This is a genomic window from Candidatus Hydrogenedentota bacterium (genome assembly GCA_019695095.1).
GTDB lineage: Bacteria > Hydrogenedentota > Hydrogenedentia > Hydrogenedentales > SLHB01 > JAIBAQ01.
Genome location: JAIBAQ010000065.1, coordinates 1 through 23,958 on the forward strand (window position 1 = coordinate 1; position 23,958 = coordinate 23,958).

The 23,958-nt window shown below is 57.8% G+C and carries 16 protein-coding genes; 15 read left to right on the top strand and 1 reads right to left on the bottom strand.

Translation table 11 applies throughout. The features are described 5' to 3' along the window. Window positions 1-53: 53 nt before the first annotated feature. From hslU to K1Y02_12455, 14 genes are all read left to right on the top strand, one after another. Window positions 54-1,442 (top strand): ATP-dependent protease ATPase subunit HslU, encoded by a 1,389-nt coding sequence (hslU, locus tag K1Y02_12390; protein ID MBX7257153.1) that lies wholly within the window; start codon window positions 54-56, stop codon window positions 1,440-1,442. 256 nt (window positions 1,443-1,698) lie between these two features. After that, a complete protein-coding gene (locus K1Y02_12395; protein ID MBX7257154.1) occupies window positions 1,699-2,403 on the top strand; it encodes a polyphenol oxidase family protein in 705 nt (234 codons plus the stop codon). Window positions 2,404-2,619: 216 nt separating this feature from the next. Beyond that, window positions 2,620-3,075, top strand: coding sequence for a ribosome maturation factor RimP (locus tag K1Y02_12400; GenBank protein MBX7257155.1), 456 nt, complete (start codon window positions 2,620-2,622; stop codon window positions 3,073-3,075). A 25-nt stretch (window positions 3,076-3,100) separates the two neighbouring features. Next, window positions 3,101-4,240 (top strand): transcription termination factor NusA, encoded by a 1,140-nt coding sequence (gene nusA, locus K1Y02_12405; GenBank protein ID MBX7257156.1) that lies wholly within the window; start codon window positions 3,101-3,103, stop codon window positions 4,238-4,240. 62 nt (window positions 4,241-4,302) lie between these two features. Further along, complete coding sequence (gene infB / locus K1Y02_12410; GenBank protein MBX7257157.1) at window positions 4,303-7,116, top strand: translation initiation factor IF-2; 2,814 nt, start codon at window positions 4,303-4,305, stop codon at window positions 7,114-7,116. A 202-nt stretch (window positions 7,117-7,318) separates the two neighbouring features. Then, window positions 7,319-7,600 carry a DUF503 domain-containing protein gene (locus tag K1Y02_12415; GenBank protein ID MBX7257158.1) on the top strand — a complete coding sequence of 94 codons (282 nt, stop codon included), beginning with the start codon at window positions 7,319-7,321 and terminating at the stop codon, window positions 7,598-7,600. Then, window positions 7,600-7,968 (top strand): 30S ribosome-binding factor RbfA, encoded by a 369-nt coding sequence (gene rbfA / locus K1Y02_12420; GenBank protein MBX7257159.1) that lies wholly within the window; start codon window positions 7,600-7,602, stop codon window positions 7,966-7,968. Before K1Y02_12415 ends, rbfA begins: the two co-directional genes overlap by 1 nt. Then, a complete protein-coding gene (locus tag K1Y02_12425) occupies window positions 7,949-8,938 on the top strand; it encodes a bifunctional oligoribonuclease/PAP phosphatase NrnA (GenBank protein ID MBX7257160.1) in 990 nt (329 codons plus the stop codon). The genes rbfA and K1Y02_12425 overlap by 20 nt, the downstream gene beginning before the upstream one ends. Further along, window positions 8,935-9,828, top strand: a complete 894-nt coding sequence (gene truB / locus K1Y02_12430; GenBank protein MBX7257161.1) for a tRNA pseudouridine(55) synthase TruB — start codon at window positions 8,935-8,937, stop codon at window positions 9,826-9,828. The genes K1Y02_12425 and truB overlap by 4 nt, the downstream gene beginning before the upstream one ends. Then, window positions 9,825-10,763 carry a bifunctional riboflavin kinase/FAD synthetase gene (locus tag K1Y02_12435; protein ID MBX7257162.1) on the top strand — a complete coding sequence of 313 codons (939 nt, stop codon included), beginning with the start codon at window positions 9,825-9,827 and terminating at the stop codon, window positions 10,761-10,763. The genes truB and K1Y02_12435 overlap by 4 nt, the downstream gene beginning before the upstream one ends. A 493-nt stretch (window positions 10,764-11,256) precedes the next feature. Further along, window positions 11,257-13,188: a TolC family protein gene (locus tag K1Y02_12440; GenBank protein MBX7257163.1), complete on the top strand. Its 1,932-nt coding sequence runs from the start codon at window positions 11,257-11,259 to the stop codon at window positions 13,186-13,188. After that, window positions 13,166-15,202 (top strand): HlyD family efflux transporter periplasmic adaptor subunit, encoded by a 2,037-nt coding sequence (locus K1Y02_12445; protein ID MBX7257164.1) that lies wholly within the window; start codon window positions 13,166-13,168, stop codon window positions 15,200-15,202. The genes K1Y02_12440 and K1Y02_12445 overlap by 23 nt, the downstream gene beginning before the upstream one ends. A gap of 56 nt (window positions 15,203-15,258) precedes the next feature. Next, window positions 15,259-15,900, top strand: a complete 642-nt coding sequence (locus K1Y02_12450) for an ABC transporter ATP-binding protein (GenBank protein MBX7257165.1) — start codon at window positions 15,259-15,261, stop codon at window positions 15,898-15,900. Next, complete coding sequence (locus K1Y02_12455) at window positions 15,884-17,245, top strand: ABC transporter permease (GenBank protein MBX7257166.1); 1,362 nt, start codon at window positions 15,884-15,886, stop codon at window positions 17,243-17,245. The genes K1Y02_12450 and K1Y02_12455 overlap by 17 nt, the downstream gene beginning before the upstream one ends. A gap of 2 nt (window positions 17,246-17,247) precedes the next feature. Here the strand turns inward: K1Y02_12455 and K1Y02_12460 are convergent, their stop codons facing one another. Beyond that, window positions 17,248-18,426, bottom strand: coding sequence for a dienelactone hydrolase family protein (locus tag K1Y02_12460; GenBank protein ID MBX7257167.1), 1,179 nt, complete (start codon window positions 18,424-18,426; stop codon window positions 17,248-17,250). 3,261 nt (window positions 18,427-21,687) lie between these two features. Between K1Y02_12460 and K1Y02_12465 the strand changes: the two genes are divergently transcribed. After that, the gene (locus K1Y02_12465) at window positions 21,688-23,694 is read left to right on the top strand and encodes a CocE/NonD family hydrolase (GenBank protein MBX7257168.1); all 2,007 of its coding nucleotides are present in this window, start codon (window positions 21,688-21,690) and stop codon (window positions 23,692-23,694) included. Window positions 23,695-23,958 lie beyond the last annotated feature (264 nt).

Consider the following 23,958-nt stretch of genomic DNA (forward strand, 5'->3'; position numbering starts at 1 on the left):
TTAATCAGGCTGGAACGCTTGCCGCACGCCTTACTCACCTGGAGTTTTTCTGAATGAGCACCATGACCCCGCGTCAGATCGTTGAAGAGTTGGATAAGTATATCGTCGGGCAGACGGAAGCGAAGCGTAAAGTCGCGGTCGCCTTGCGTAACCGTTGGCGGCGCCAGCAAATCCCGGAGGAGTTTCGCGACGAGGTCATCCCGAAGAACATCATCATGATTGGGCCAACGGGCGTCGGCAAGACGGAGATTGCCCGGCGGTTGTCGCGCCTCGCGGATGCGCCGTTTGTGAAGGTCGAAGCATCGAAGTTCACCGAAGTAGGTTATGTGGGCAGGGATTGCGAGTCCATGATCCGCGAGTTGATGGAAGTGGGCCTCGCGATGGTCAAGGCGGAGATGCAGAAGGAGCTTCAGGGCAAGGCGAGGGAAGCGGCCGAGGCGCGTCTCTTGGACCTGTTGTTGCCGCCACAGCCGCGCCCGCAACGCATTTACCGTCCGGCGGACCCGTTGGCAGGCGATGAGGGCCCGGCGCCGGCTCCGCCCGCGGATGACAGCGAAGCGCGTACGCGGGCCATCTTGCAGCGGAAGCTTGCGGCGGGGGAAATGGACGAGCGCGAAATCGAGATCGAGACGCGCGAAACCGGCAAGACCTCGATGATGCAGGTGTTTTCCAACAGCGGCCTGGAAGAGATGGGCGTCAACCTGCAAGAGATGTTCGGACGCATGATGCCGCAACGCACCCGTAGACGGAAGGTGACCGTCGCGGAGGCTCGCAGCATTCTGGAAGCCGAAGAGTTGGACAACATGACCGACATGGATCTGGTCGTCAAGCGAGCCGTTGAACGCACCGAGAATTCGGGGATCGTGTTCCTGGACGAAATCGACAAGATAGCCGGTCGCGGTACGAAGGGGCATGGTCCGGATGTGTCGCGGGAAGGGGTGCAGCGGGATATTCTGCCGATCGTGGAAGGCAGCACGGTGGTCACGAAGTACGGACCGGTGCGCACTGACCACATCCTGTTTATTGCGGCGGGCGCCTTTCACATGACCAAGGTCTCTGATTTGATTCCGGAGCTCCAGGGGCGTTTCCCGATTCGCGTGGAACTGGACAACCTTGAAGCGGCGGACTTTGCGCGGATTCTGCGCGAGCCGCAGAATTCGCTGTTGAAGCAATACACGGAGATGCTGGGGACGGAAGGCGTCACGTTGGAGTTCAAAGATGACGCTGTCGATGCCATCGCCCGCATCTGCCAGGAAGTGAACCAGCAGTCGGAGAACATCGGCGCGCGTCGTTTGCACACGGTCATGGAGTTCCTGCTTGAGGACATTTCCTTCGAAGGCCCCGAGAACAAGGGGAAGTCGTATGTTGTCGATGGACCGATGGTCGAGGAGCGGCTGAAGAAGATTGTGGAGAGCCGCGATCTGAGCAAGTACATTCTCTAGTGGAGCGACTCATACTGATGGCATCTTTTTTTCTGGGGCGGAAAGCAGGGACAGACACCTCTTCGCTTCGCTGCGCTTGCGTCAGTCCCTGTTTTCAGCCGCTTTTGATTCGTCGTGGTGGAGTGACTCATCCTGATGGCATCTTATTTCCGGCGGAAAGCAGGGACAGACACGTCTCCGCTTCGCTGCGCTTGTGTCAGTCCCTGTATTATGCCGTTTTTGACCCCTCGGACGGACTCGGACAGAGACGTCGGCCATGATGCGATTTCCCGAGTATGAGGCGCTTGGCGTCCGCGTCGCGGCAATCTCAGACAAGTCGGATGGGGATTGCGGGTTCAACGCGCGGGACGGCGGCGCAGCCCGCCAGCGCTATTTCGAGCAATGTGGCGTGAGCGCCGAATCCGTTGTACAGGCGCATCAGGTCCACGGGAACCATGTGGCTGTTGCTGGACCAGGGGATGGGGGAAGAGGTACGAAGCGCACCGATACTGCCATTCCGGATACGGATGCGCTTATCACGGCAACTCCGGGCTTGGCCTTGGGAATTCGTGTTGCGGATTGCGTACCTGTCTATTTATTTGACCCGGTTCGAAAAGCGATTGGGCTGGTGCATGCCGGGCGCGTCGGGACGATGTTGGACATCGCGGGAGCCACCGTCACTGCTATGGTGCAAGAGTTTGGCACATCTCCGGAATGCCTTCACGCGCTCATTGGCCCGTCGGCAGGTCCCGGCGCGTATGAGGTGTCCCAAGAGATGGCCGACGAGTTTACCGCGGCAGGCCTTCCCGTAACGGGGCGATTTCTGGATTTGTGGCAGGCCAACTTCCGGCAGTTGGCGGCCTCGGGTATTCCCGAAAACCAGATTAGCATCGTGGGGGAATGCACCATCACCGGCGGGCGCTTCCATACCCATCGTGGGCATCCAGACGGTCAGAGAAATCTGGGATTGTTAATGCTTTAAGCCAATGCCTTGAACGGAGTTCGGAGAGGAGGTCGGGAATAGTTCTCTGTTGACGAGCCGATTCTCTGCTCACTTCCACCCCCAGACTTCATTGACTGTCGCACAGGTTGCACCCATCCGCCTTACTATGCTAGACTTAGCATCGCTCATGCGCGAAGTGTCACAAGAGTGGGTTTGCGCCCACTCTTTTTACTTGGTGTCAAATCGAGGGAAGCCGTGCCGAGTCTGGAAATTCATGAACGAGCATGGAAAACCCTCGAACCTGAGCTAGCCCAGCAAGGCTATGAGTTGGTAGAGGTAGAGGTAGCGGGTGGTTCGGGACGGTCCATTCTCCGCGTCTTTATAGATAAGGAGAAGGGGATCACCCTGGACGACTGCGCTGCCGTATCGCAATTTCTAGGACCTTTGCTGGACAAAGAGGAGTTGATCAGCGGTAGTTACGTGCTGGAGGTGTCTTCGCCGGGATTTGATCGTCCGGTGAGGAAACCTGCGGACTTTGGGCGATTTGCGGGCGAACGCATCAAGGTGAAGACACACCTTCCGGTGGAAGGCCGGAAACGGTTCGCCGGTACGCTCAGAGGGTTTGAGAATGGAGCGGTCCTCGTCGAATCGGAGGGGATACTCCATCGTATCCAGATAGAGAACGTACACAAGGCTAATCTGGTTCGCTAGACGCCAGACTACGCGAGGTAATGCGGTGGACAAGGACTTGCAGGTTATCCTGCAGCAACTCCAGGCGGAGAAGAGCATCGACAGGGATACCGTGATCGATGCGATTCGTGGCGCCATTGAGAGTGCTGCGCGGAAGACGTTCCACCCGAACGCGACCATTCAGGTGGAGATCGATCAGAAGAGTCTCGCCTACAAAGTCTACGAAATCCGGACCGTGGTTGAATTTGTCGAAGATACCATTCGAGAGGTTTCCCTGGCGGAAGCGCAATCGCTTAATCATGACGCGCGTGTCGGCGACAAGCTGAAAGTGCTCACGGAGCCGCGAGGTTTCGGGCGCATTGCGGCTCAAACCGCCATGCAAGTGCTCATGCAGCGGCTGAAGGACGCCGAGCGCGAGAACGTGTACGGCGAATACAAGCAGCGCGAAGGCGAGTTGGTGACGGGTTTGGTGAAGCGGGTTTCGCACGGGAACATCATCGTTTCCGTTGGGCGCGCCGAAGCCTTGTTGCCTCAGCGCGAACAGTCTCCCCGCGAGAGCTTCAAGCCCGGCGACCGTATTCGGGCCTACCTGTTGCAGGTGGAAAAGAGTCCCCGCGGACCGCAAATTGTGCTTTCGCGCACTACGCCCGAGTTTGTGCGTGCGCTGTTCGACCTTGAAGTGCCCGAAATCTATGACGGCACGATTCAGATTCGCGCCATTTCGCGCGAGCCGGGCAGCCGTACGAAGATTGCGGTAGCGTCCAAAGATCCAAATGTGGACCCCGTGGGTGCGTGCGTCGGTATGAAGGGTTCGCGCGTTCGCGCGGTCGTGGAAGAGTTGTGTGGAGAGAAGATTGATATCGTCCGTTGGAGCGAAGACCCGGTGGAAATGTGCGGGAATGCGCTCAACCCGGCCGATATTCTGGATATAACCGTCGACGAACAGACAAAGTCCATCCTGGTCATTGTGCCTCACGACCAGCTCTCGCTGGCGATTGGCAAGCGGGGTCAAAACGCCCGTCTCGCCTCGAAGCTCATGGGATGGAACATCGATATCAAGAGCGATGTCGAGTTGTCCGACGGTCCTGCCGCGTCTTCGGCTCCGGCAAAGGAACCGGAAGGAGACGCGGAGGAAGCGCAGCAAGATGTTGAAGCTGCGCAGTCTACCGAGAGTTCAGAGGAGTAGACGCCGTTTACGCCTCGTTGGATATCTCAAATTTACTCATGGGTGCTCGGGAGTAAGCGTTAATGCAAACAGTTTCCAGCTTGGCCGATCGACTGGGTATGGCGCCCGAGTTGGCGGTAGAAAAGCTGCGGTACATGCTGATCGACGTCGAAAGCGCTGAATCGGAAATCAGCGATGACGCCTGCGATTTGCTGATTGAAGCCGCCGACGATCCGGAGGCGGCAGACCGCGTACGTGACGCGAAGCTTCTGGAGCAGGAAAAGGTCCAGAAGCGCACCGAGCGACTTAGGGAAGCGGCGAAAAAGAAAGCGGCCGCCAAGAAGAAAGCCGTCGAGAAGGACGCTGAGGGCGAAAAACCGGCTGCCAAGAAGAAGGCTTCCGCACACGCCAAGAAGCATGCGGAAGAGGCTTCCGAGGAGCATGCTGGCGACGAATCCGGGCATGCTGTCGCGGAGATTATCCGCAGCGAAGACGGGGAAGCTCCGGTCGTGGCAGAAGCGCCGGCATCTGCAGAAGCCGCGAAGGTTGAGCCGCCTGCTCCGACCAAGGCTCCAGAACCCAAGAAGCGGCAGCCCGAGAAGCCCAAAGGTCCGGAAATCGTCATTGGGAGCGCCGTCGAGAAGGCGGAGCCCGTGGTGGAAGTGGTCCGAGCCGATGGCACGCATGTGCCAGTGGCCCATGCCGACGATATATTGGAGACGACGGCGGTAGTCCACCCGCTGGGAGAAATCGAGGAAGAAGAAGACATCTCTCCGGTTCTTGCCGAAGCGGAACGTCGTCAAGAGGAAGAAGAAGAACGCAAAGCGCAACTGATTGCCAAGCCGTTAGCCAAACCCGATCCTGCCGTCGTGGCCGAAGTACAACGCCGCGCCGCAGAGCGCATGCACAAGATCCAGCAGCAGCGCGCTCTCGAATCTCGCAAGGTCGGGCATACGGGCAAGACGGCCCGAAAGCGCCAGAAACAAGCCGAAAAGCAGCGTACCGAAGATACGATGCGCCGTAATGCCGCCGCCGCCGTCCGTGAATATCAGGCCGGTGGAATCGGAATGGGCCCACGCAAACGGAAACGCCGCAGAACTCGTGAGGATATGCCCGAGATGGAGGGCGTTGAAGACGTTTCCGAAATGCAGGTCATTCAAGTTGAAGAGGGCATGACTGTAGAAGCTCTTGCCAACGAATTGGATGTGCCTGTCAATGACATTATTCTCGACCTGATGGACTTGAACGTCCTGGCGAACAAGAACCAGGTCCTTGGCATCGATATGATCCGGCAACTGGTCGAGCCCAGGGGGGTTCAAGTCGAAGCCATTATTCCCGGTGAAGACGAGGTGCTTGCTGAAGAGCCGGATGCGCCTGAAGATCTGCTTCCGCGCGCGCCGGTCGTCACGGTTATGGGTCACGTCGACCATGGAAAGACCAGTCTGCTCGACCGCGTTCGCGAGGCGAACGTTGCCGATGGCGAAGCGGGTGGCATCACGCAGCATATCGCGGCGTACGACCACCGCATCGGCGAAAAGCGGATCGTGTTCCTCGATACGCCCGGTCACGAAGCGTTCACGCAAATGCGCGCTCGCGGCGCACAGATTACGGATATTGTGGTGCTGGTTGTCGCGGCCGACGACGGCGTCATGCCGCAGACCATCGAGGCCATTGACCACGCGAAGGCCGCGGATGTGCCTATCGTTGTCGCAATCAACAAGTGCGACAAGCCCGATGCTCAGCCCGAGCGCATTCGCCAGGAGTTGACCCGCTTCGAACTCGTCGATGAGGCGTGGGGCGGTAAAACCATCATGAAGAACATTTCGGCTAAGCGCAATGAAGGCGTGGCCGAGCTGATGGAACTGCTCGTGCTTGAAGCCGAGATGCTTGAGTTGAAGGGTAATCCGAATAAGCGCGCCCGAGGCGTGATTGTCGAATCGGAAATCACACGAGGGCAAGGTCCGGTCGCATGGATACTTGTGAAGAACGGAACCTTGCGTGTCGGCGATGCTTTCCTTGCAGGTAATTCCTACGGTCGCGTCCGCTCAATGCACAATTCGCGCGGCGAGGCCGTCCAGGAAGCGGGACCCGCTACTCCGGTGGTCGTGACCGGGTTCAACTCGCTTCCCGATGCGGGCGACCACTTCGTCGCGGTTGAGGACGAACGCGTAGCGCGCGCCATCGCAGAGAAGCGCGCCGAGATTACGCGCCAGAAACAACGCGAGAAGACGCGCCGCGTAACCCTGGAAGACTTCCACTTGCTTCTCGAAGCCGGCGAGACGCACGAGCTGAATGTCGTGCTGAAAGCCGACGTGCAAGGCTCCGTGGACGTGTTGGAATCGAGCCTCGCGAAAGTGGGGAATCAAGAAGTCCATGTGCGGCTGGTTCACTCCGGCGTGGGTGGAATCAACGAGTCCGACATCCTGTTGGCCAGTGCCAGCGACGCGGTCATCATCGGATTCCACGTGACGGCCAGTCCGCGCGCGCAGAAGCTTGCCGAGCAGGAAGGCGTGGACATCAGGACGTATCGCGTGATTTACGAGGCCATCGAAGATGTTCGCTTGGCTCTTGAGGGCATGCTTACGCCTGAATCCAAGGAAGTGGTAACCGGCCATATCGAGATTCGCCAAGTGTTCCGTTCATCGGCACATGGAAATATCGCGGGATGCTACGTGCTCGACGGTGAAGTTCATCGCGGGTCTCCGGCGCGCGTTACGCGCGACAGCGTCGTGGTGTATCAAGGCAAGATCGGTACCTTGCGGCGCGAGAAAGACGATGCGCGCACAGTCGCGGCCGGTTTCGAATGCGGTATCAAACTTGAGAATTTCGAGGACATCAAGGTCGGCGACGTTATAGAGCTCTATCGCGTCGATACGGTGGCCAAGACTTTAGCCTAAGCCGTATTTCGCGCCGGTGCGCCGACGTGCGACAGCGCGGAATACTCACGAGCAGGACTTTGAGGTTTCCCACGATGATTTCTCACGAACACCGTGTTCGCGTGAAGTCGCTGGACATTTCGTAAACGTTGCGGCTGTCCAGGGTGCGGGGAGCCTTCGTGTGTGCCCGTGAGAAATTCAGACCGAGAACAGGATACTCCAGATGACCATCGGACTTCTGAAGATGGACATCCTCGTTCCAGGCTCCCGCTCCTTGAAAGACAAGCGCCGGGTCGTGAAGAGTCTTAAGGAACAATTGCGCAACCGGTACAACTGTTCCGTGGCGGAGGTGGGCGCAAAGGAGCTCTGGGGACGCGCACAAATCGCCGTCTGCGTCGTGGGTGACGACAGCCGTTTCGTTAACACACAACTCAACGAAATCGTTCAATTCTCTGCCAACAAAGGCGGCGCGGAATTGGCCGACTACCAAATCGAGATGATGTAATGCCCGAAGGAAGAGCACGCCGCGTTGGCGAACAACTCCGCAAGGAAATCGCCGACTTATTAACCAAAGGGGTCAAGGATCCCCGGATTGGTTTTGTGTCCGTTATGGAGGTCAAGATGTCTCCTGACCTGAGCTATGCGGACGTGTACGTGAGTCTTTACGGCAGCGAGAGCGAGCGCAAGGGTTCCCTGGTCGGATTGCGGCAGGCCGCGGGTTACATGCGTCGCGAATTGGGCAAACGAATCCGGTTGCGCGTTACACCTGAGATTCGTTTCCACGAAGACACCACCCTGGACACGGCTTACCGCATCGAAGAACGATTGCGCGAAATCCACGCAGAGCAGGAACATGAGCAAGAATCTGAATAGCGGCCTTCGCGCCGTATTGGATGCTCTCAACGAAGGCCAATCCATTCTTGTCACGAGCCATACTTCCCCGGATGGCGATGCCGTGGGAAGCCTTCTGGCAATGGCACATTTCGTGCGCGCCCTTGGGAAGCAGCAGGTCACGTGCTCGCTAGCCGATCCGACGCCACGCGCATACACTTGGTTGCCCGGGGCACAGGACATTGTGCCGCCAGGGTCGCTTCAAGCGACGTTTGATGTTGTTGTTATCATCGACGCACACCAGTGCTCTCGTATTGGGGAAGTGGAAAAACTGATCACGGAATCCACGACGCTCATCGCGCTGGATCACCACTTGGCAGAGACGATCGATGCGCCGATCCATGTTGTGAATCCATCGTACGCCGCGGCCTGCGAAATCGTGATAGACCTTTTCGAACTTGCAGGACTCCCCATCTCGCGGGAAGCGGCCGAATGCGCGTATGTCGCGCTGATAACCGACACCGGGAGTTTCCGCTATTCGAATACGAATCCCCGCGCGCACCGAACCGCGGCACGCCTGCTCGAAGCGGGCGTCGATGTGGCGGAGATCTCCGCGCGCATTTTCGACACGATGACACGCCCACGATTCGACCTGCTGGGTCGTGTCCTGCAGCGCGCGCATGTTTCGCCCAACGGTCTTTTCGCCAGCGCTCAACTGACGTTGGCCGATATGGAAGAGACCGGCGCGAAGGGAGAGGACGTGGATGGGCTTATCAACTACCTTCGCAACATCGAGGGGGTGCAGCTCGCTGCCCTTTTCCGCGAAGCAGGTCCAGGAATCACCAAAGTGAGCTTTCGCGCGCGTCCGCCCGTGAATTGCGCTGAGATGCTTCGCGAGTTCGGTGGGGGAGGGCATGCTGCGGCAGCGGGTGCTACGTTGCAGCGCCCCATGAAGGAAGCGGTTGCCGCGGTTATGGCCGCGTTGCCTGAACACATAAAGGGCCCTGAATGAACGGCATTCTTCTGGTAGACAAACCCGCGGGGCTTACATCGCACGATGTCGTTGACCGCATTCGGCGTGCCGCGGGCATGCGCCGGGTCGGCCATACGGGTACGCTCGATCCGGCGGCAACGGGGCTTCTAATACTCTGTCTGGGTCCAGCGACGCGGCTTTCCGAGTTTCTGACAGGACTCGACAAAGTGTATGAAGGCACCATGCGCCTTGGATTGACCACCGATTCGTACGATCTGGACGGCAAAGTGGTTGCCGAGAAGCCCGTGCCACCCGTAACGGCCGAACGCATTCAGTCCATTTTCGACACCATGACGGGAACCATCATGCAGGTTCCGCCCATGGTGAGCGCGGTGAAAGTGGGAGGGGAGCGCCTCTACAAGATGGCCCGCAAAGGTGTCGTCGTGGAGCGCGAACCGCGACCTGTCACCATTCGCGAGTTCACGTTACTGGAACTCGCGCCGCCGGATGTCCAATTCCGGGTGCGTTGCACGCGCGGCACCTATGCCCGATCTCTGTGCCATGACGTCGGTGAATTGCTGGGTTGCGGCGCTGCGCTGGCGGCCTTGCGTCGAACGTTTGTCGGACCGCATTCAGTGGACACGGCGAAGCCCGTTGAGTATTTTCAGAATCCGGAGAGCGTGCGTTCATGTCTGCTTAACGTCGATAGCGCCCTCGAATTACCCCAGGTGACCGTTCGGCGATCAAGCCGGCCCATGGTTTCTTCGGGAGGTCTTCTTGGTATCGACGACCTCACTGCTCCGTGTCCGGTTCAAGATGGATGGATCCAGGTCAAGTCGGAAGCGGGTGAGCTGCTCGCTCTGGGAGAAGTGCATCTTTCATGCGGACAGGTTCGCATCCAACCCAAACGGGTGCTTTGTGAAAAGTGATTCAAATCGTCAACGATATCCGCACGCATGAGGTGCAGTTCTCGGGATTGGTTCTCACCATCGGGAGCTTTGACGGGGTCCACCTGGGGCACCGCACAATCCTGGATGAAGTGTTACGTCAGGCGCGCGCTCGAATGGGAAGCTCCGCGGTCCTTACTCTGAAGCCGCATCCGCGCGAGTTCTTCAGCCCCGATCACGCGCCCAGTCTGCTGACCAGCGAATCCAAGAAATGGCAGCTCTTTGAGCAAGCGGGAATCGATGCGGTATTTGTGTTGCCGTTCGACGAGACGGTGGCTTCGCTGGAGCCCGAGGCGTTCGTCGAAGAGATACTGGTTCGGCGCTGTCGCGCAGAGTCTGTGGTTGTTGGTCATGACTTCCGATTTGGGAAACGCGCCCGCGGTGATTTCGAGTTGTTGAGGAACCTCGCGTCAAAGTCAGGGTTTTCAGTAACGCAAGTGGAGCCCTTGCTCATGGACGGCGAGCGCGTGAGCAGTACGCTAATCCGCGAACGACTCTTGCTTGGCGATATCAGCAAGGCCGAAGCTTTCCTTGGGCGTCCGTATTCGGTTGTGGGCGAGGTGGTGCCAGGTCGACACATTGGTTCGTCCATAGGCTTCCCAACAGCCAACGTACGGCCTCATCATTCCGCGATCCCGGCTCAGGGCGTCTATGTCGCCTATACATATCTTGATGGTCGAGCCTACCCAACGGCAGTTAACATTGGTATCGCGCCAACTATCCGCAACGAAGATATGACCATTGAAGCCCATCTCCTGGACTTCAGCGGCAATCTTGAGGGTAGAGAGGTCGAAGTCGCATTTCTCAAGCGTCTGCGCTCGGAAATCCGTTTCCCGTCCGTGCAGGATCTCATCGCCCAGATACAACGAGACGTGGCTGAAGTGCGTGCATTCTTTGAGGCGCAGACTGCGTTGTAGCGCTGATTTGTCACGAATTCGCGAGAAATCCTCATGGCATACCTTCAGCGTCTTGCACGTGAGTAATTTGCGCCGGCGCTCAATCGCGCCGCTGCAAATTGCGGACTAGAAGGTGTAACCAATTCGGGTGCGTGGATCAATCTTGTATTGTGCAGACGTGTAGTGGAGTTTACACAGAGTTCACTTCGCAGTCGCATAGGAGAACTTCGGGGGAGGAGGCAACTCTGAGACCTGCGAAGGGCATTCATGATCGAAAGGGCTTGAATGCGCCATTTGCTGGTTGAGTCCGCCGTAGACAGCGGGCTAGTCCAGGAGGTTTCCTGAGGGGGGTATATTTTGAGTTTAGCGACCATCATTGATACGATTGGAGATAGCGTAGCGCCAAGCCGCCAGCCTGTCGTCATCGATGTCAACGTGCGACTCGATATGAACGTTTCACACGAGGGCGACGTCTAAGAAAGTGCGTCACTAACACCACGGCGAATTGATTTACATGCCTCGCTTGCTCCAAACGTTAGTTGTCATCACAGGCATTCTATGCGCAATAGGATGCTCGACTACCCATTACAAAGAGCGCGCCGATCGCGAGGTCTACTCCATTATTAAGGCCAAGTCCGGTGATGTGCCCGGCATGCCCGAGGAATTCAACATCGAGAAGGCGAGCGAGGATCCGGTCAAGGACTTGCCCGGTGCGGAACAGCCACCCGAGTTTCTGGGCGAAATGGGGCAGACGGAATCTGGAGCTCAAGTGCTTTCGCTGGAGAAGGCGCTTCAGATTGCGGTCACGAATAGTCGCACCTATCAGAACCAGAAAGAGCTGCTCTACCTTCAAGCACTGTCCCTGACTCTCGACAGGCATCGTTTTACTCCCATTTTTTCGGCGGGGGGATCAGCGCGATACAATCGATCCACGCAAGATATATCCAAGCTTTCAGCTACAGGCGAATTGGCCCAGGCGATACCGGGCTTCATGCAAAGCACCGGCGCGAACGCTTCCACACTTCTTGGGAATGCTCCAACAGCCGCAGGCTTCCTGGAGCTTTATGGCATTCCGCCGGACGCCACGTCGATCGCTGCGCTCCAGGCGGTAGGTTCTCTGGCGGGTACGCCTGCAAAGCTGTTGAATGAATATGCGAGCGTTGTCGAGGAGGCGTTTACCGTAACGGGCCTCAATCAGCCCAAGAACGAAATCATGAACGAGCGGAGTGTGTCTGGCGACACCTCAGTTGGCGTCAATCTGCTGCTAAGGGGTGGCGGACGCATCGCGGCTAGCTTGACCTCTGACTTTTTGCGTTTCCTGACGGGCGATCCGAGCGTGACCACTTCGTCGGCTTTGGTCGGAAGTATCACGCAACCTTTGTTGCGCGGCCGGGGTAAGGATGTCGTTGCAGAACAACTCACCCAGGCCGAGCGCGACGTGCTGTATCAATTGCGCACCTTCACACGGTTCCGTCAGGAATTCGTCGTGCAAGTTGCATCGTCCTATTACTCGGTACTTCAGAATCGCGATGCCGTCAGGAACAATTGGCAAGGTTACCAGTCGTTCCGTCTCAGCGCAGAGCGAGAACGCGCACTTGCCGAAGAGGGTCGCAGGACTCAGACCGATCTCGGCCGTATTGAGCAAAGCCTTCTCAACTCCGAGAACAGTTGGGTCGATTCGATCCGCGCATACAAGCAAAGTCTCGATAGGTTCAAGATTCTACTTGGACTTCCCACCGATGCGTCTATCATCCTGGACGATCACGAACTGGACACGTTACGCGAAGTTGGTATTCAACATCCCACGGTCACTGACGATGAGGCGGTAGAGGTTGCCCGAGTTGCGCGGTTGGACCTATACAATGTGAGAGACCAGGAGGACGACTCCGGGCGGAAGATCAAAGTCGCGGCCAACGCGTTGCTGCCGGATCTTGACCTCGTCGTAACCGGACAAGTAGACAGCGAGCCCGGCAATGACAAATTCAATACTTTGGACTTCCAACGCGCCAGATGGTCTGCGGGGTTGGACGTGGATCTTCCCCTGGACAGAAAGTCCGAGCGCAATTCTTACCGCACCGCGCTGATTTCGTATGACCGCGCCGTGCGCGAACTGAGTCTTGCGGAGGACAACGTCAAACTCGAAGTCCGCGATGCATGGCGAAATCTCGATCAAGCAAAGCGGAACTTCGACAACCGGAAACTGGCGCTCGCGCTGAGCGAACGGCGCGTGGAGGAGCAGAAGCTGCGCGCGGAGTTTGGCGGAGGCACCGTCCTAGACCAAGTCGATGCGCAGAATGACTTCATCAACGCGCAAAACGAATTGACGGATGCCTTGGTTCGCCACACCATCGCACGTCTGGAATTCTGGCGCGACATGGGTATCTTATATATCAAACCAAACGGCCAATGGGAGGATGTCAAGGATGTTCAAGAGAGCCCAAGCTGAGGGCTCATCGCGGCCGCGCAGACGCTGGTTTACACGGCGTCGAATCATCGTGGCCGTCGTGATCCTTGCCGTTGCCGGCGGCATCTACTCTCGCTATGGCAAGTCGGCAAGCGGCCCCAGCACAGCCACGACGTTTGCAGCCAAACGCGGCCCGCTCGACATCACCGTCGTTGAAGGCGGCGGGGTTGAAGCGATCGAGTCGCAGACCATCAAATCCGAAATCAAAGGTCAGACCAAAATCCTCACCATAGTCGACGAGGGGTATCTGGTCACGGAAGAAGACGTCAAGAACAAGAAGGTTCTGGTAACCCTGGACGACTCCGAACTCCTTGAGCGTATGACTCAGGAAGAGTTCGAGTATCAGAGCGCGCTAGCAAATTATACGGACGCGCGTGAACAGTACGAGATTCAGCTCAAGCAGAACGAGAGCGATATCACGGCTGCCGAGTTGGAAGTGCGATTCGCCTTGATGGACTTCGAAAAGTACCTGGGGGCCGAACTCGCGCGAACGATTGTGAAAGAGCGCGACATCGATCTGGAAGCTGTGATGCGGCAAATCGACGAAGAATCGAAGCGAATCGATGAGGCCGCCGCCGCAGACAAGAACAAGTCAAAAGCGTCTGAGGATGCAGGTGGCGACGTGGCCGGAGAAGCGCCCAAAGCAGAGGATGCCAAAGCCGAGGAAGGCGACAAGCCACAGGACGAGAATCCCGCACCCGCAAAGGAAGAAAAGAAGCAAGAACCGCAACCCGAGAAGGTTGTCGCATCGACGGCGATAAAGAGCAACTTGCCTCGAGTCGACTTCACTCAGTATGCCGATCCGGAGCGGTTGGGAGACGGGGAAGCACAGCAGACGCTGCGCAAGCTGCAGAGCGAGCGTATTCTCTCGGAGCAGGAGTTGGGTTTGGCCGAGACCAAGCTGACCGGCACGCGCCGTCTTGCCGAGAAGAACTTCGTCACGAAGCAGGATCTCGACAACGACGAGATGACCGTCAAGAAGAGCACAGTGGCAAAAGATAGCGCGATGACGGCCGAGGAGCTGTTCATTAAATACGAGTTCCCGAAGCAGGGCGAGAAGCTGCTATCCGCCTATGAGGAAGCCATTCGCAAGTTTGAGCGCACGAAGCGCCAGGCTGTCGCGAAAGAGGCGCAGGCCGTCGCGCGCAAGAATTCGTCCGAAGCGAGTTTCAAGTTGCGTGAGCGGCGCCGTAAAGAGCTTCAGGAGCAACTCGACGCGTGCACAATTGTCGCGGAGCGCCCAGGGCTCGTGGTTTATGCAGGAAGTGACGAACCGTGGCGCAGACAAGATCCCATTGAGGCGGGCGCCAACGTGAACGAGTTCCAGGAGATCATCACGATTCCCGATATGACGCAAATGGCGGTCAAGGTCAAAGTTCATGAATCGGCGATTAAGCAGATCCAGAAGGGACAAAAAGCAACCATCAAACTGGATGCCTATCCCGATGAAGAACTCCACGGCGAAGTGACGAAGATCTCCGTGCTTCCCGACTCGGGTCAGCGATGGATGAATCCCGACATCAAGCTCTATCCCTGCACGGTGAGCATCCAAGGAACCTTTGAATGGCTCAAGCCGAGCATGACCGCTCAGGTCGAAATCATGGTCAAGCAGCTCCCGGATGTCATATACGTGCCCATCCAGGCGGTCTTTCCCGAAGAGGGCAAGCGAGTCTGCCACGTCGTCGATACATTTGGCGGCACACAGAGCCGGGTTGTTGAAACGGGCGAGATGAACAAGGACTTCATCGAGATCAAGAGCGGTCTGAAGGAAGGCGAACGGGTTATGCTCAGGGCGCCTCAAACAGGCACGACCGCAGGGAAAGACGATTCCGAGAAGTCGCAAGACAAGCGCGAAAAGCCCGAAGGGGAGGCGGTGAAGCAAGAAGGCGAACGGCGTGAAAAGGCCGAAGGGGACAAGGGCAAGCAAGAGGGCGAACGGCGAGAAAGGCCGGCGCGAAATCGCGACCAGGCGCCTGCCGCGCCCAAGCCGCAGTAGCGTTCGCCGTGCGTGAGACCATTGCAAAGATAGAGGCGTTGCACAAGCGCTACCTCATGGGGGCCATCATGGTTGAGGCCCTTCGAGGCGTTGATCTCGATTTCCATGCGGGCGAATACGTCACCATTATGGGGCCCTCGGGTTGCGGCAAGTCCACGTTGCTCAACGTGCTCGGATGCCTGGACAAACCCACATCGGGAAAGTACATTCTGGGCGATCGGGACGTTTCCACCCTGGAGGACGATGCCTTGTCCGAAATCCGGGGAGCGCGGATCGGTTTTGTGTTCCAATCGTACAATCTGATTCAGCAGCTTAATGTACTTGAGAATATCGAAGTTCCTCTCTACTACCAGGGACGTTCCCAGGAAGATAGCCGTCGAATTGCCATTTCGCTAGCGCAACGCGTAGGCCTTGAAGACCGTCTCACCCATAAGCCGTTTGAGCTGTCTGGGGGCCAGCAACAGCGCGTCGCTGTCGCGCGGGCCCTTGCAAACGATCCGTTGATTATCCTCGCCGACGAACCTACCGGAAACCTCGATTCGGTATCCGGCTCCGATATCCTGAGCGTGTTCGACGAACTGCACAAGCAGGGCAAAACGCTCATCATGGTCACGCACTCCAACGAGGTCTCAGAAAGGGCCATGCGGGTCATTCGACTCCGCGACGGCCGCGTGGAACGCGATGAGTATCACACTTAAGCCATCCGCGTTACTTCCGTCATTTATTACGGCCGTGGGTGTCACGCGCCTGAAGCGCACGGTGCAACTCGGCATGAAAAGCCTGTGGATGCACCGTCTCCGCTCTTTGCTCACCGGACTCGGCATTGTATTCGGCGTGTGCTCTGTGATTGCCATGTTGGCTATTGGTGAAGGACTCAGCTACGAAGCCCAGGAACAGATCCGGCGGCTAGGAAGCAACAACATCATCATCCGCAGCGTCAAGCCGCCGGATGATCGCAGCACGTCCGCCCAACGAACCTGGATGGTCGAATACGGACTCACGTACGACGACATCAGCCACATTCGGAATACGATTCCCGGTGTACAGATTATTGTACCGAGCCGCATCATCCGGAAAGACGTCTGGAATCTCGCGAATCGTATCGATTGCGATATTGTCGGCACCGTCTCTTGGTACCCGGACATGCGCAACCACCATCCATCCAAAGGGCGGTTCTTCACCGAGGAAGAGGTAAACGCAAACGAGAACGTTTGTGTGCTGGGCAATGGGATGGCCGATATCCTCTTTCCGCTGGACGAGCCGATAGGCAATTCCGTTCGCGTCGACGGCGATTACTACAAAGTCATCGGAATCATGGAGCCACTTTCTAGACAGTCGACCGGCAACGGAAACAATGGCGGCAATCAGACTGCCCAAACCGGCGGACCCTCCGGCGCGGGTGCGCCGTACCAAATGTATATTCCGTTGACCGCGGCCAAGACTCGCTTTGGGGAAACGCTCGTTCAGCGCGGCAGCGGCAGCTTTTCCGCGGAGCGCGTTGAGCTGCATGAAGCGACAATCAAAGTTGAGAATACGGAAGATGTCATCGAGACGTGGCACATCATCTCGGATTTGCTTTCTGCCAATCACAAGAAGACTGATTACGAAATCGTGGTTCCACTCGATCTGCTGCGTCAGGCAGAACGCACCAAACGCATCTTCAACATCGTTCTGGGGGCCATTGCCGGTATCTCACTGCTCGTCGGCGGCATCGGCATCATGAACATCATGCTCGCGACCGTTACGGAGCGCACGAGGGAAATCGGCATCCGCCGCGCGCTCGGCGCAAAGAAGCGCGATATCGTTCTTCAGTTTGTTATCGAAACCGTTCTGCTATCCGCTACCGGTGGAATTATTGGCGTCGTGCTGGGCCTGGCCATCCCAATCGTCATCACTTATTTTGCCGATCTGAAGACCATTGTCACGTTGTGGTCACCCCTACTGGCATTCTCCATCTCGGCGTTTGTCGGCGTAGTCTTCGGCATCTATCCGGCCATGCGCGCCGCAAACATGGACCCCGTCGAAGCGCTCCGCCACGAATAGCTTTACTGCTTCAACTGCGCGTCAATCCAGGCAAAGGCCTCAGTCTGCATGTCTTGATTGAACTCATGGGGCACGTCCCAAAGCTTAGTGATCAACCTGTCCGATACGCCTTGCGAGTCCCAAACTCTGCGCATCTTGGCGTATGCCGCTTCAACTCCCGGAACAGGGAAGAGGCCGTCTTTCAAGCCGTTGAAGAAGAGCATCGGTTTGGGACACGCGATGGAGGCCACGTCGCAATAATCGAGCATGCCTCGCAGTCCTGGCACGAGCATGGAAAACGCCGAGTACCCTTTGGTCTGGTTGTTTCCGGGTGCGGTCAGCGTGGGTGTGTCGCCCATCCAGCAGATGGCAGCGCCTGCCTTCACAATGTCCGTCGCTGCCGCAAGGCTCCACGTGCGGTGTGACCCCATACTGAGTCCGAGGCAACCGATGCGATCCGGGTCTACGCACGAAAGCCCCTGCACAAATTCCGCACTGCGCACGTCGTCCCACGCGATCTTCCCCGACCACTCGAGCCCCAAGAGAGACATGTTGGAGGCTAGTGCTTGCTGATCTTCGTAATTGACTCCGCCGAAACGTCCGCGGTCGCCCCAATACAACGCGTCCGTCGCGAAGACAACGTACCCACGTTTGGCCAACTCGTCTCCGATGTATTTGCCGCCATAGCACGAATCTACCCACTTCTGGGCATCCTGCAAACGCTCTTCGGATTCCGCGAACGGTTGTATGACCTTCTCTTTGCCAATCGAGAAGTGCGCGCCGTGATCGTGCAACGCGATGATCCCGGGAAACGGTCCGTCCCCTTTCGGGACCAGCAAATACGCCTTCACACGCTCTTCGGGCGAGAGATTCAGGGCAATCTTCTGTGCAACATACGTTCCGCGATCTTCGCTGCCGGTGACAGCCATGTTGAAGGGAGCGGGGGAGGGTCTCTCTCCCAACGACTTCAAGTAGGCTGCCCGCGCTGCGCATCGCCAGTCATCAAATGAAGTCTTCGCGTGTCTCCAAGCAAGAGGGAAATCCATGCCGCGCACACGCGCGTCGTTGAAGCTTGGCAGCATCTCGCGGATGCCAAAGTTTGCCGTGCGTTCGACACTGCGACCGGCGGAAGCAGGCGCTTCACGCCAACGCTCGACCTGATGATCGTATACACTCTTGAGGTCGTCCAGCGAGCCTTCCATAAGGTAGGCATTGACGCGCAGCGTCGTCGGACCCCACGCGTTGAGCGGCATGCTTCCCTGCGAATGCATGCATCGATGCGAAGCATTCGCGTTGTTGCAGATACTCGTAGAGAACTCCGCCGCCGTCGCCGCGACCCACTTTCCGTCGCGGCTCACGCACGCGATGAGCGGCACGTCGGGGCGTCTTTCCTGAATCGTCTTCCAACCGCTTGCAGCCATATCGCCGCCCATCTCCGGAGAATCGTTGCCTCGCACGTACAATACGTTGCGGGCATTGCCGTTCGCGCAAGACGCCAGGGTCGTCCATGCACCCTCCGAGAGAAACCAGAACCGCGACATCAATTCCTGGTCATCGCCTTCGAATATGCCTGCTTTCATCTGCTGACACGGCCCAACCCCAAACGTCCCCGGAGTCTGTGACGCCGCCTTCGGCCATGACGTATAGCGACACTCCACGTAGTCGATGTGCGGCACAAACTCGGCGGTGAATGTCGAATCCTCGCGGTCTAACGTGTAGGAGCAGCTCCCGCTCTCCGGGTCTTGTTTCCATGCCAGCGCCATGCCTCCCAATTCTTCCTCGGAGTAGGAGAGATTTGGAAAGGTCACCCACTCAGGCCCCCAAAGCGTGAATCCGGCCTCTGGATTCCCCGGACGCTCGATGCGCAGGTAAGAGCCCTTCTCTTGAGGAGTCAGCTTGAGCCTCTGGTCTTCGACACGCGCCAGAACCTGGCCGAGTTGTGCATTTGCGTTGAAGAGACGTTCTGCCGGACGGTGGGCCAAGTAGAACGCCAGGACTTCCGATAGATGGACGACTCCATCCGGGGGTGCTCCACCGACGGACACCGCGCCCTCGCTGTAGTCACGCGTTCGATCGCGGCTTTCGGGTGTGGGATAGAGATCGCTGAGCCTCTTACCATCCTTGAGTAAGCCTACCGATTCCTCCCATCCCGTCAATCCGGAAAGAACGGCCCCAGTGCGCTCATACCCTTTCACGCGCGCCTGAAGCGACCGCTCGATGGCGTCGAGAAGCCTGTCGATTGGTTCGTTCTTCAACTCCAAGGCCTGCGCCGCCCGAGTCAACTGCATAGCATGCTCGACGCCTTGGCTTATAATCACGGTGGAACTGCACGGATGTGGATAGCGCCAACCGCCGACGGCATCTTGAGACGTGGCGAGAAAATCCGCGACCGCGCGAATGACATCGCGCAATTTCGCCTCATCAGGGGTTTCGCCCAGCAAGCCAGGGAGTCCCGACAGCGCATATCCGATGATGTAGGGTTTCGCAAACGGGTGGTTGTAGCCCGCGGCGTCGTCGTTGATGAACGGCGACTCTTTCACGATCGGTTGCCCGCCTTGACTGAACAAATCTCCGTCGGAGAGTTTCGTGCGCAATTCGCGGAATAGCCGCATGGCTTCATCGCGATACATGGTGACGCCGGTATAGCGGTGGAGGCGCATGAAATCAGAAGCATCGCCGATGTTCCTGCACTCGCCCTGGTCGGCGTGCACGTGGTTGCGCGCATACTCGACCTGGGCATCCAATGCGGTCACAAAACGGGGATCGCCTGTCTCTTCGTAGGCCAAGAAAAACGAGTCATACCCCTTCGTGCAGAAGTTTGAGGCATTATTCGAGCGCCACATAAACGCAGGGTCTGGTTTAATGGACGGGTCCACAGCCGCGGCATTGTTGTAGCGCGTGCCACCGAAATCCTCCGCATCTCCCCACCAGAGACTCAGGTCGACCATGTTCGCGCACCACGCAACCGCTGTATCCCGGAGCCGGTTATCCGACGCACGATAGGCTTCTTCAAAGATTGCAGGACAGTGATTCAGGCGGTTCATTCCGTATACGGACACAGTCGAACGTGGCTCGAACGAAGTCACATTGCCGAAGTCGTCGCCGCGCAGTGCACTGTTTACAATGGCATTGCGCGTAAACGCCACCAAGTCGTCGAGCACAGGCCAAAGCGCCAGCGAGGGGAGAGGCGTATAACCGTAGACGGCCTCAAGCACCTTCGAATTGGTTCGCACATCAACGTCCGGCTCCAGAAGCGAAGTCCGCGGCGTATGGCCCGACTTCCCAATCACGATGGCCGCCGTACGCCACGCAGCCTCCTGAAACGGCACTTTCTCATCCGGGGTGCAGCGGACATAATCCACGAGTCCCTTGTCATTCTCCGTTGCCGCGTGCACATACCCCCGCCGCACGAACGCCGCCTGAGGAAACGTCAAAGCGAATTGGCCATCTGCGGAGTCAACGTGAATGGTGTCACCTGACGAGAAATTGTGATGCTCGACGTGTGCGACGGCAGGGCCCTCGATGCGCCATCCCAATTCGGGGGCGAAACCATCTCCTTTCTCCAAGCGCTGAATATAGGCACGAATAACGACGGTTCCCGTCGAATCCGCTTGAACCTCAATGATTCTCGGCCACGTCGCGTCTGGGATCATCAGCCATCGCCAGGAATAGAACTTGCCGTTTTCAATGAGGCAAGGCACCGCTTGCGATTCGCCGCTGAGCGCAGGAGCAAGGAGGCGTGCGTTCCACACCGATCCGTTGCCGTGATCCACAGTCACTTCGCTCGGAGTCACGGTAATTGAGACGTCGCCCACTTTGAACGTGTTGCCGTCGCCTTCGAGTTTGCGCGCGTCTTCAGGAGAAGAGGCAGACACGTCGCACAGTTCCAGCGAACACTCGAGCGGCTTCGTGTCCGCAAATTTGTAAGGGAACGTAATCATCGCCCGTCGAACGCTGGATGGTTTTCCAGGGTGCAACGTCAGAACGCGCACATCAGGCTGGATGGTTTCTCCGCCGGCCAACACGCGCAGCGTAAGCTCGCTCGGAAACGCGCCCGCTGGAAACGGAGCCGAAAACCGCACAATGTGAAGACCGGCAGATGGGGGAGTGACGGTGAAGGAGGGAAGACCGAGTTCAGAACGCTGTGCCACGCCCGAGCGCTCGACTTGCGGCGCATGGGGCGTGAACCGCTGTATCCATCGATCGGCGGTCTCGTCCGCTTGGCACACCCAAGAGGCAACGAAGACAAGATTCAATACTGCGAGCCACGAGATCCGCGCCATCATCTTTCCTCTCCTGAAGTTACAGGCTTTCGACAAAGGGAGCATAGGGCAAGAAGCTCCGAACAAGTTTAGATGAGATAGGATTCTTTCACCAGTCAAATGCGGACAGTCGTCTCACCCGTTCGTGTAACCTTCCGGAAAATGGAGGTTACAATATAAGGGCGTGCAACGGGAGAGTCTATGTTTAGAAAGTACTGTTTAGTTCTGGCGTCGCTAGTTCTGGTTCAAGGCGCGTGGGCGCATGCCCATATACGCCAGGCTACGCAGATCCCCATGCGTGATGCTCCGTACACGCTCGCAGCCGACATTTATCTACCCGCCGCGACTGGAACTTGGCCCGTTATTCTCATTCAGACGCCTTATAACAAGGACCTGTTCATACCCATATTCGTCTTCGAGTTCAGCGACGATCCGCTGCTAGAGAGTCCCGACTACGCCTTTGTCGTGCTGGACTGGCGCGGCTTCTTCGATTCAGCCGGCGCGGCGTATTCCGGTAGTCCCACGCGCGGTGAAGATGGCTATGACGCCGTCGAGTGGATCGCTCAGCAGCCGTGGTGCAACGGCAACGTGGGAACATGGGGCGCTTCCGCACTGGGCACAATTCAATTGAAGACCGCGGCCGAGCAGCCGCCGCACCTTAAGGGTTGCGTACCCATGGTTTACCATTACCGCGAGTGGTACGACCAAGCGTACCCGGGCGGGGTGTATGCCCGTGACCGAAACGACTTCGTGTATGGGCTATTCGGTGGTCTATCGCTCGTCAAGGCCCATCCGCTGTACGACACGTATTGGCATCTGGCCGAGGATTTCAGTGGTGACCCGAGTCTGGTCAATGTCCCCATGCTGCACATTACCGGTTGGTACGACCACGAACCCACACAAACGATGCGGGAAATGCACGATGTGCAGACGATGGGCGGCCCCAACGCACAAGGGTATCAGAAGATCCTGGTCGGACCGTGGTCGCATTCGCACGTCGGCGAATTGAATCAGGGTGAACTTGAGTTTCCGGGTGCTGAACATCAGTCGTCGCTTGCAGCGGTCCAATTCTTTGACCACTACCTGCGCGGAATCGACAACGCTTACGTGTCGCAACCCACGGTTCGTTACTATCGAATCAATGATGACCGATGGCTGCACAGCGAACAGTGGCCGCCCGCCGATACGCAATCGAGCACGCTCTATTTGACCGAGACAGGCGCTCTGGACAGCACGTCTCCCGTTGCCGCGAGCGCAAGTCTGACGTACACGGCCGATCCGTCCGACCCGGTGCCAACATTGTTTGGGGCCGTTCTCCAAAGCACCGCCACGCAAGGACCCGGAGACCTGCAATCGCTTCACGCGCGCAGCGACGTGCTTGTCTTTAGGACACCTGTATTGACGCAACCGATGTCCATTGAAGGGCAAGTCACGGCACATGTATTTGTGGAATGCGATGCCGTAGACACGGACCTGGCGTTGCGGCTCACCGACATCTATCCGGATGGCCGCTCAATCCTCATCACGGACGGCATTCAACGCGTGTCGCTGGCTGCGAATCCTTCTTCGCGCGCGACTCTAGCGCCGGGAACAATCTATGACGTCACCGTATCGCTTTATCCCACGGCGGTTACCATCCCGGCGGGGCATCGACTGGGGCTGCTTGTTGCCTCTTCCAACTTCGATCGATACGACGTGAATATGCAGGACGGTTCGGACCTCTCCGACGATGCCGGGGCCGTCGCAACTGCAGCATCCGTGACGTTCCATCTCGATGCGACGCATCCGTCGCGGCTGGTACTACCACTCGTGAGATTTGCGTTGACGTTGCAGGGGGATTCCGAAGTCGATGCGCAGTCTGGTGAAGATGTTCATTTGGAGTTTACGGTCGATGGCAGAACCACGGGCCTCAACTACCAATGGTACCGTGACGACGGGCAGGGAGGACGCACTCCGATCGATGGGGCCACAACGCCGCAATTGACGCTCTCTGCCGTCGACCATCTCGATTCGGGCTTGTACGTCCTCGTCGTTACCGACGGCACCCAAGTCGTGGAGTCTTCCCTCGTCGTGCTGAACGTCGATGGACCCACGCAAGTGCCAATTCCGCCTACTGCAACCATTCTCCTGTGGTTAACGCTGGTTAGCCTGGGCACGCGGTATCGTCGTCGGTTTGCCGTCATGCCCGCGAAGGAAACCTCCGCTTAAGCGATTCAAGTTGCTCTCGCCCTTACAGGGCTCACGTAGGGTTGGGGGCTGGTACCTGGGGTTTCGATTCGCGTCGTTGCCGCGAATCTTACCCCAGGCTGGAGTCTGCCGTGCCTGCGGCACTCAAGAGAAAAGACCATCCGCTTGGCTTCTGTATCTACCACTGAAACCCGCGCTGGCGCGGTCCCCCGCTCGGAACTAACACCACTTCCGCGCTTTAAGGAATTGTATGGGATCAGAGATAGGCAGAGTCCCGCAGTACCC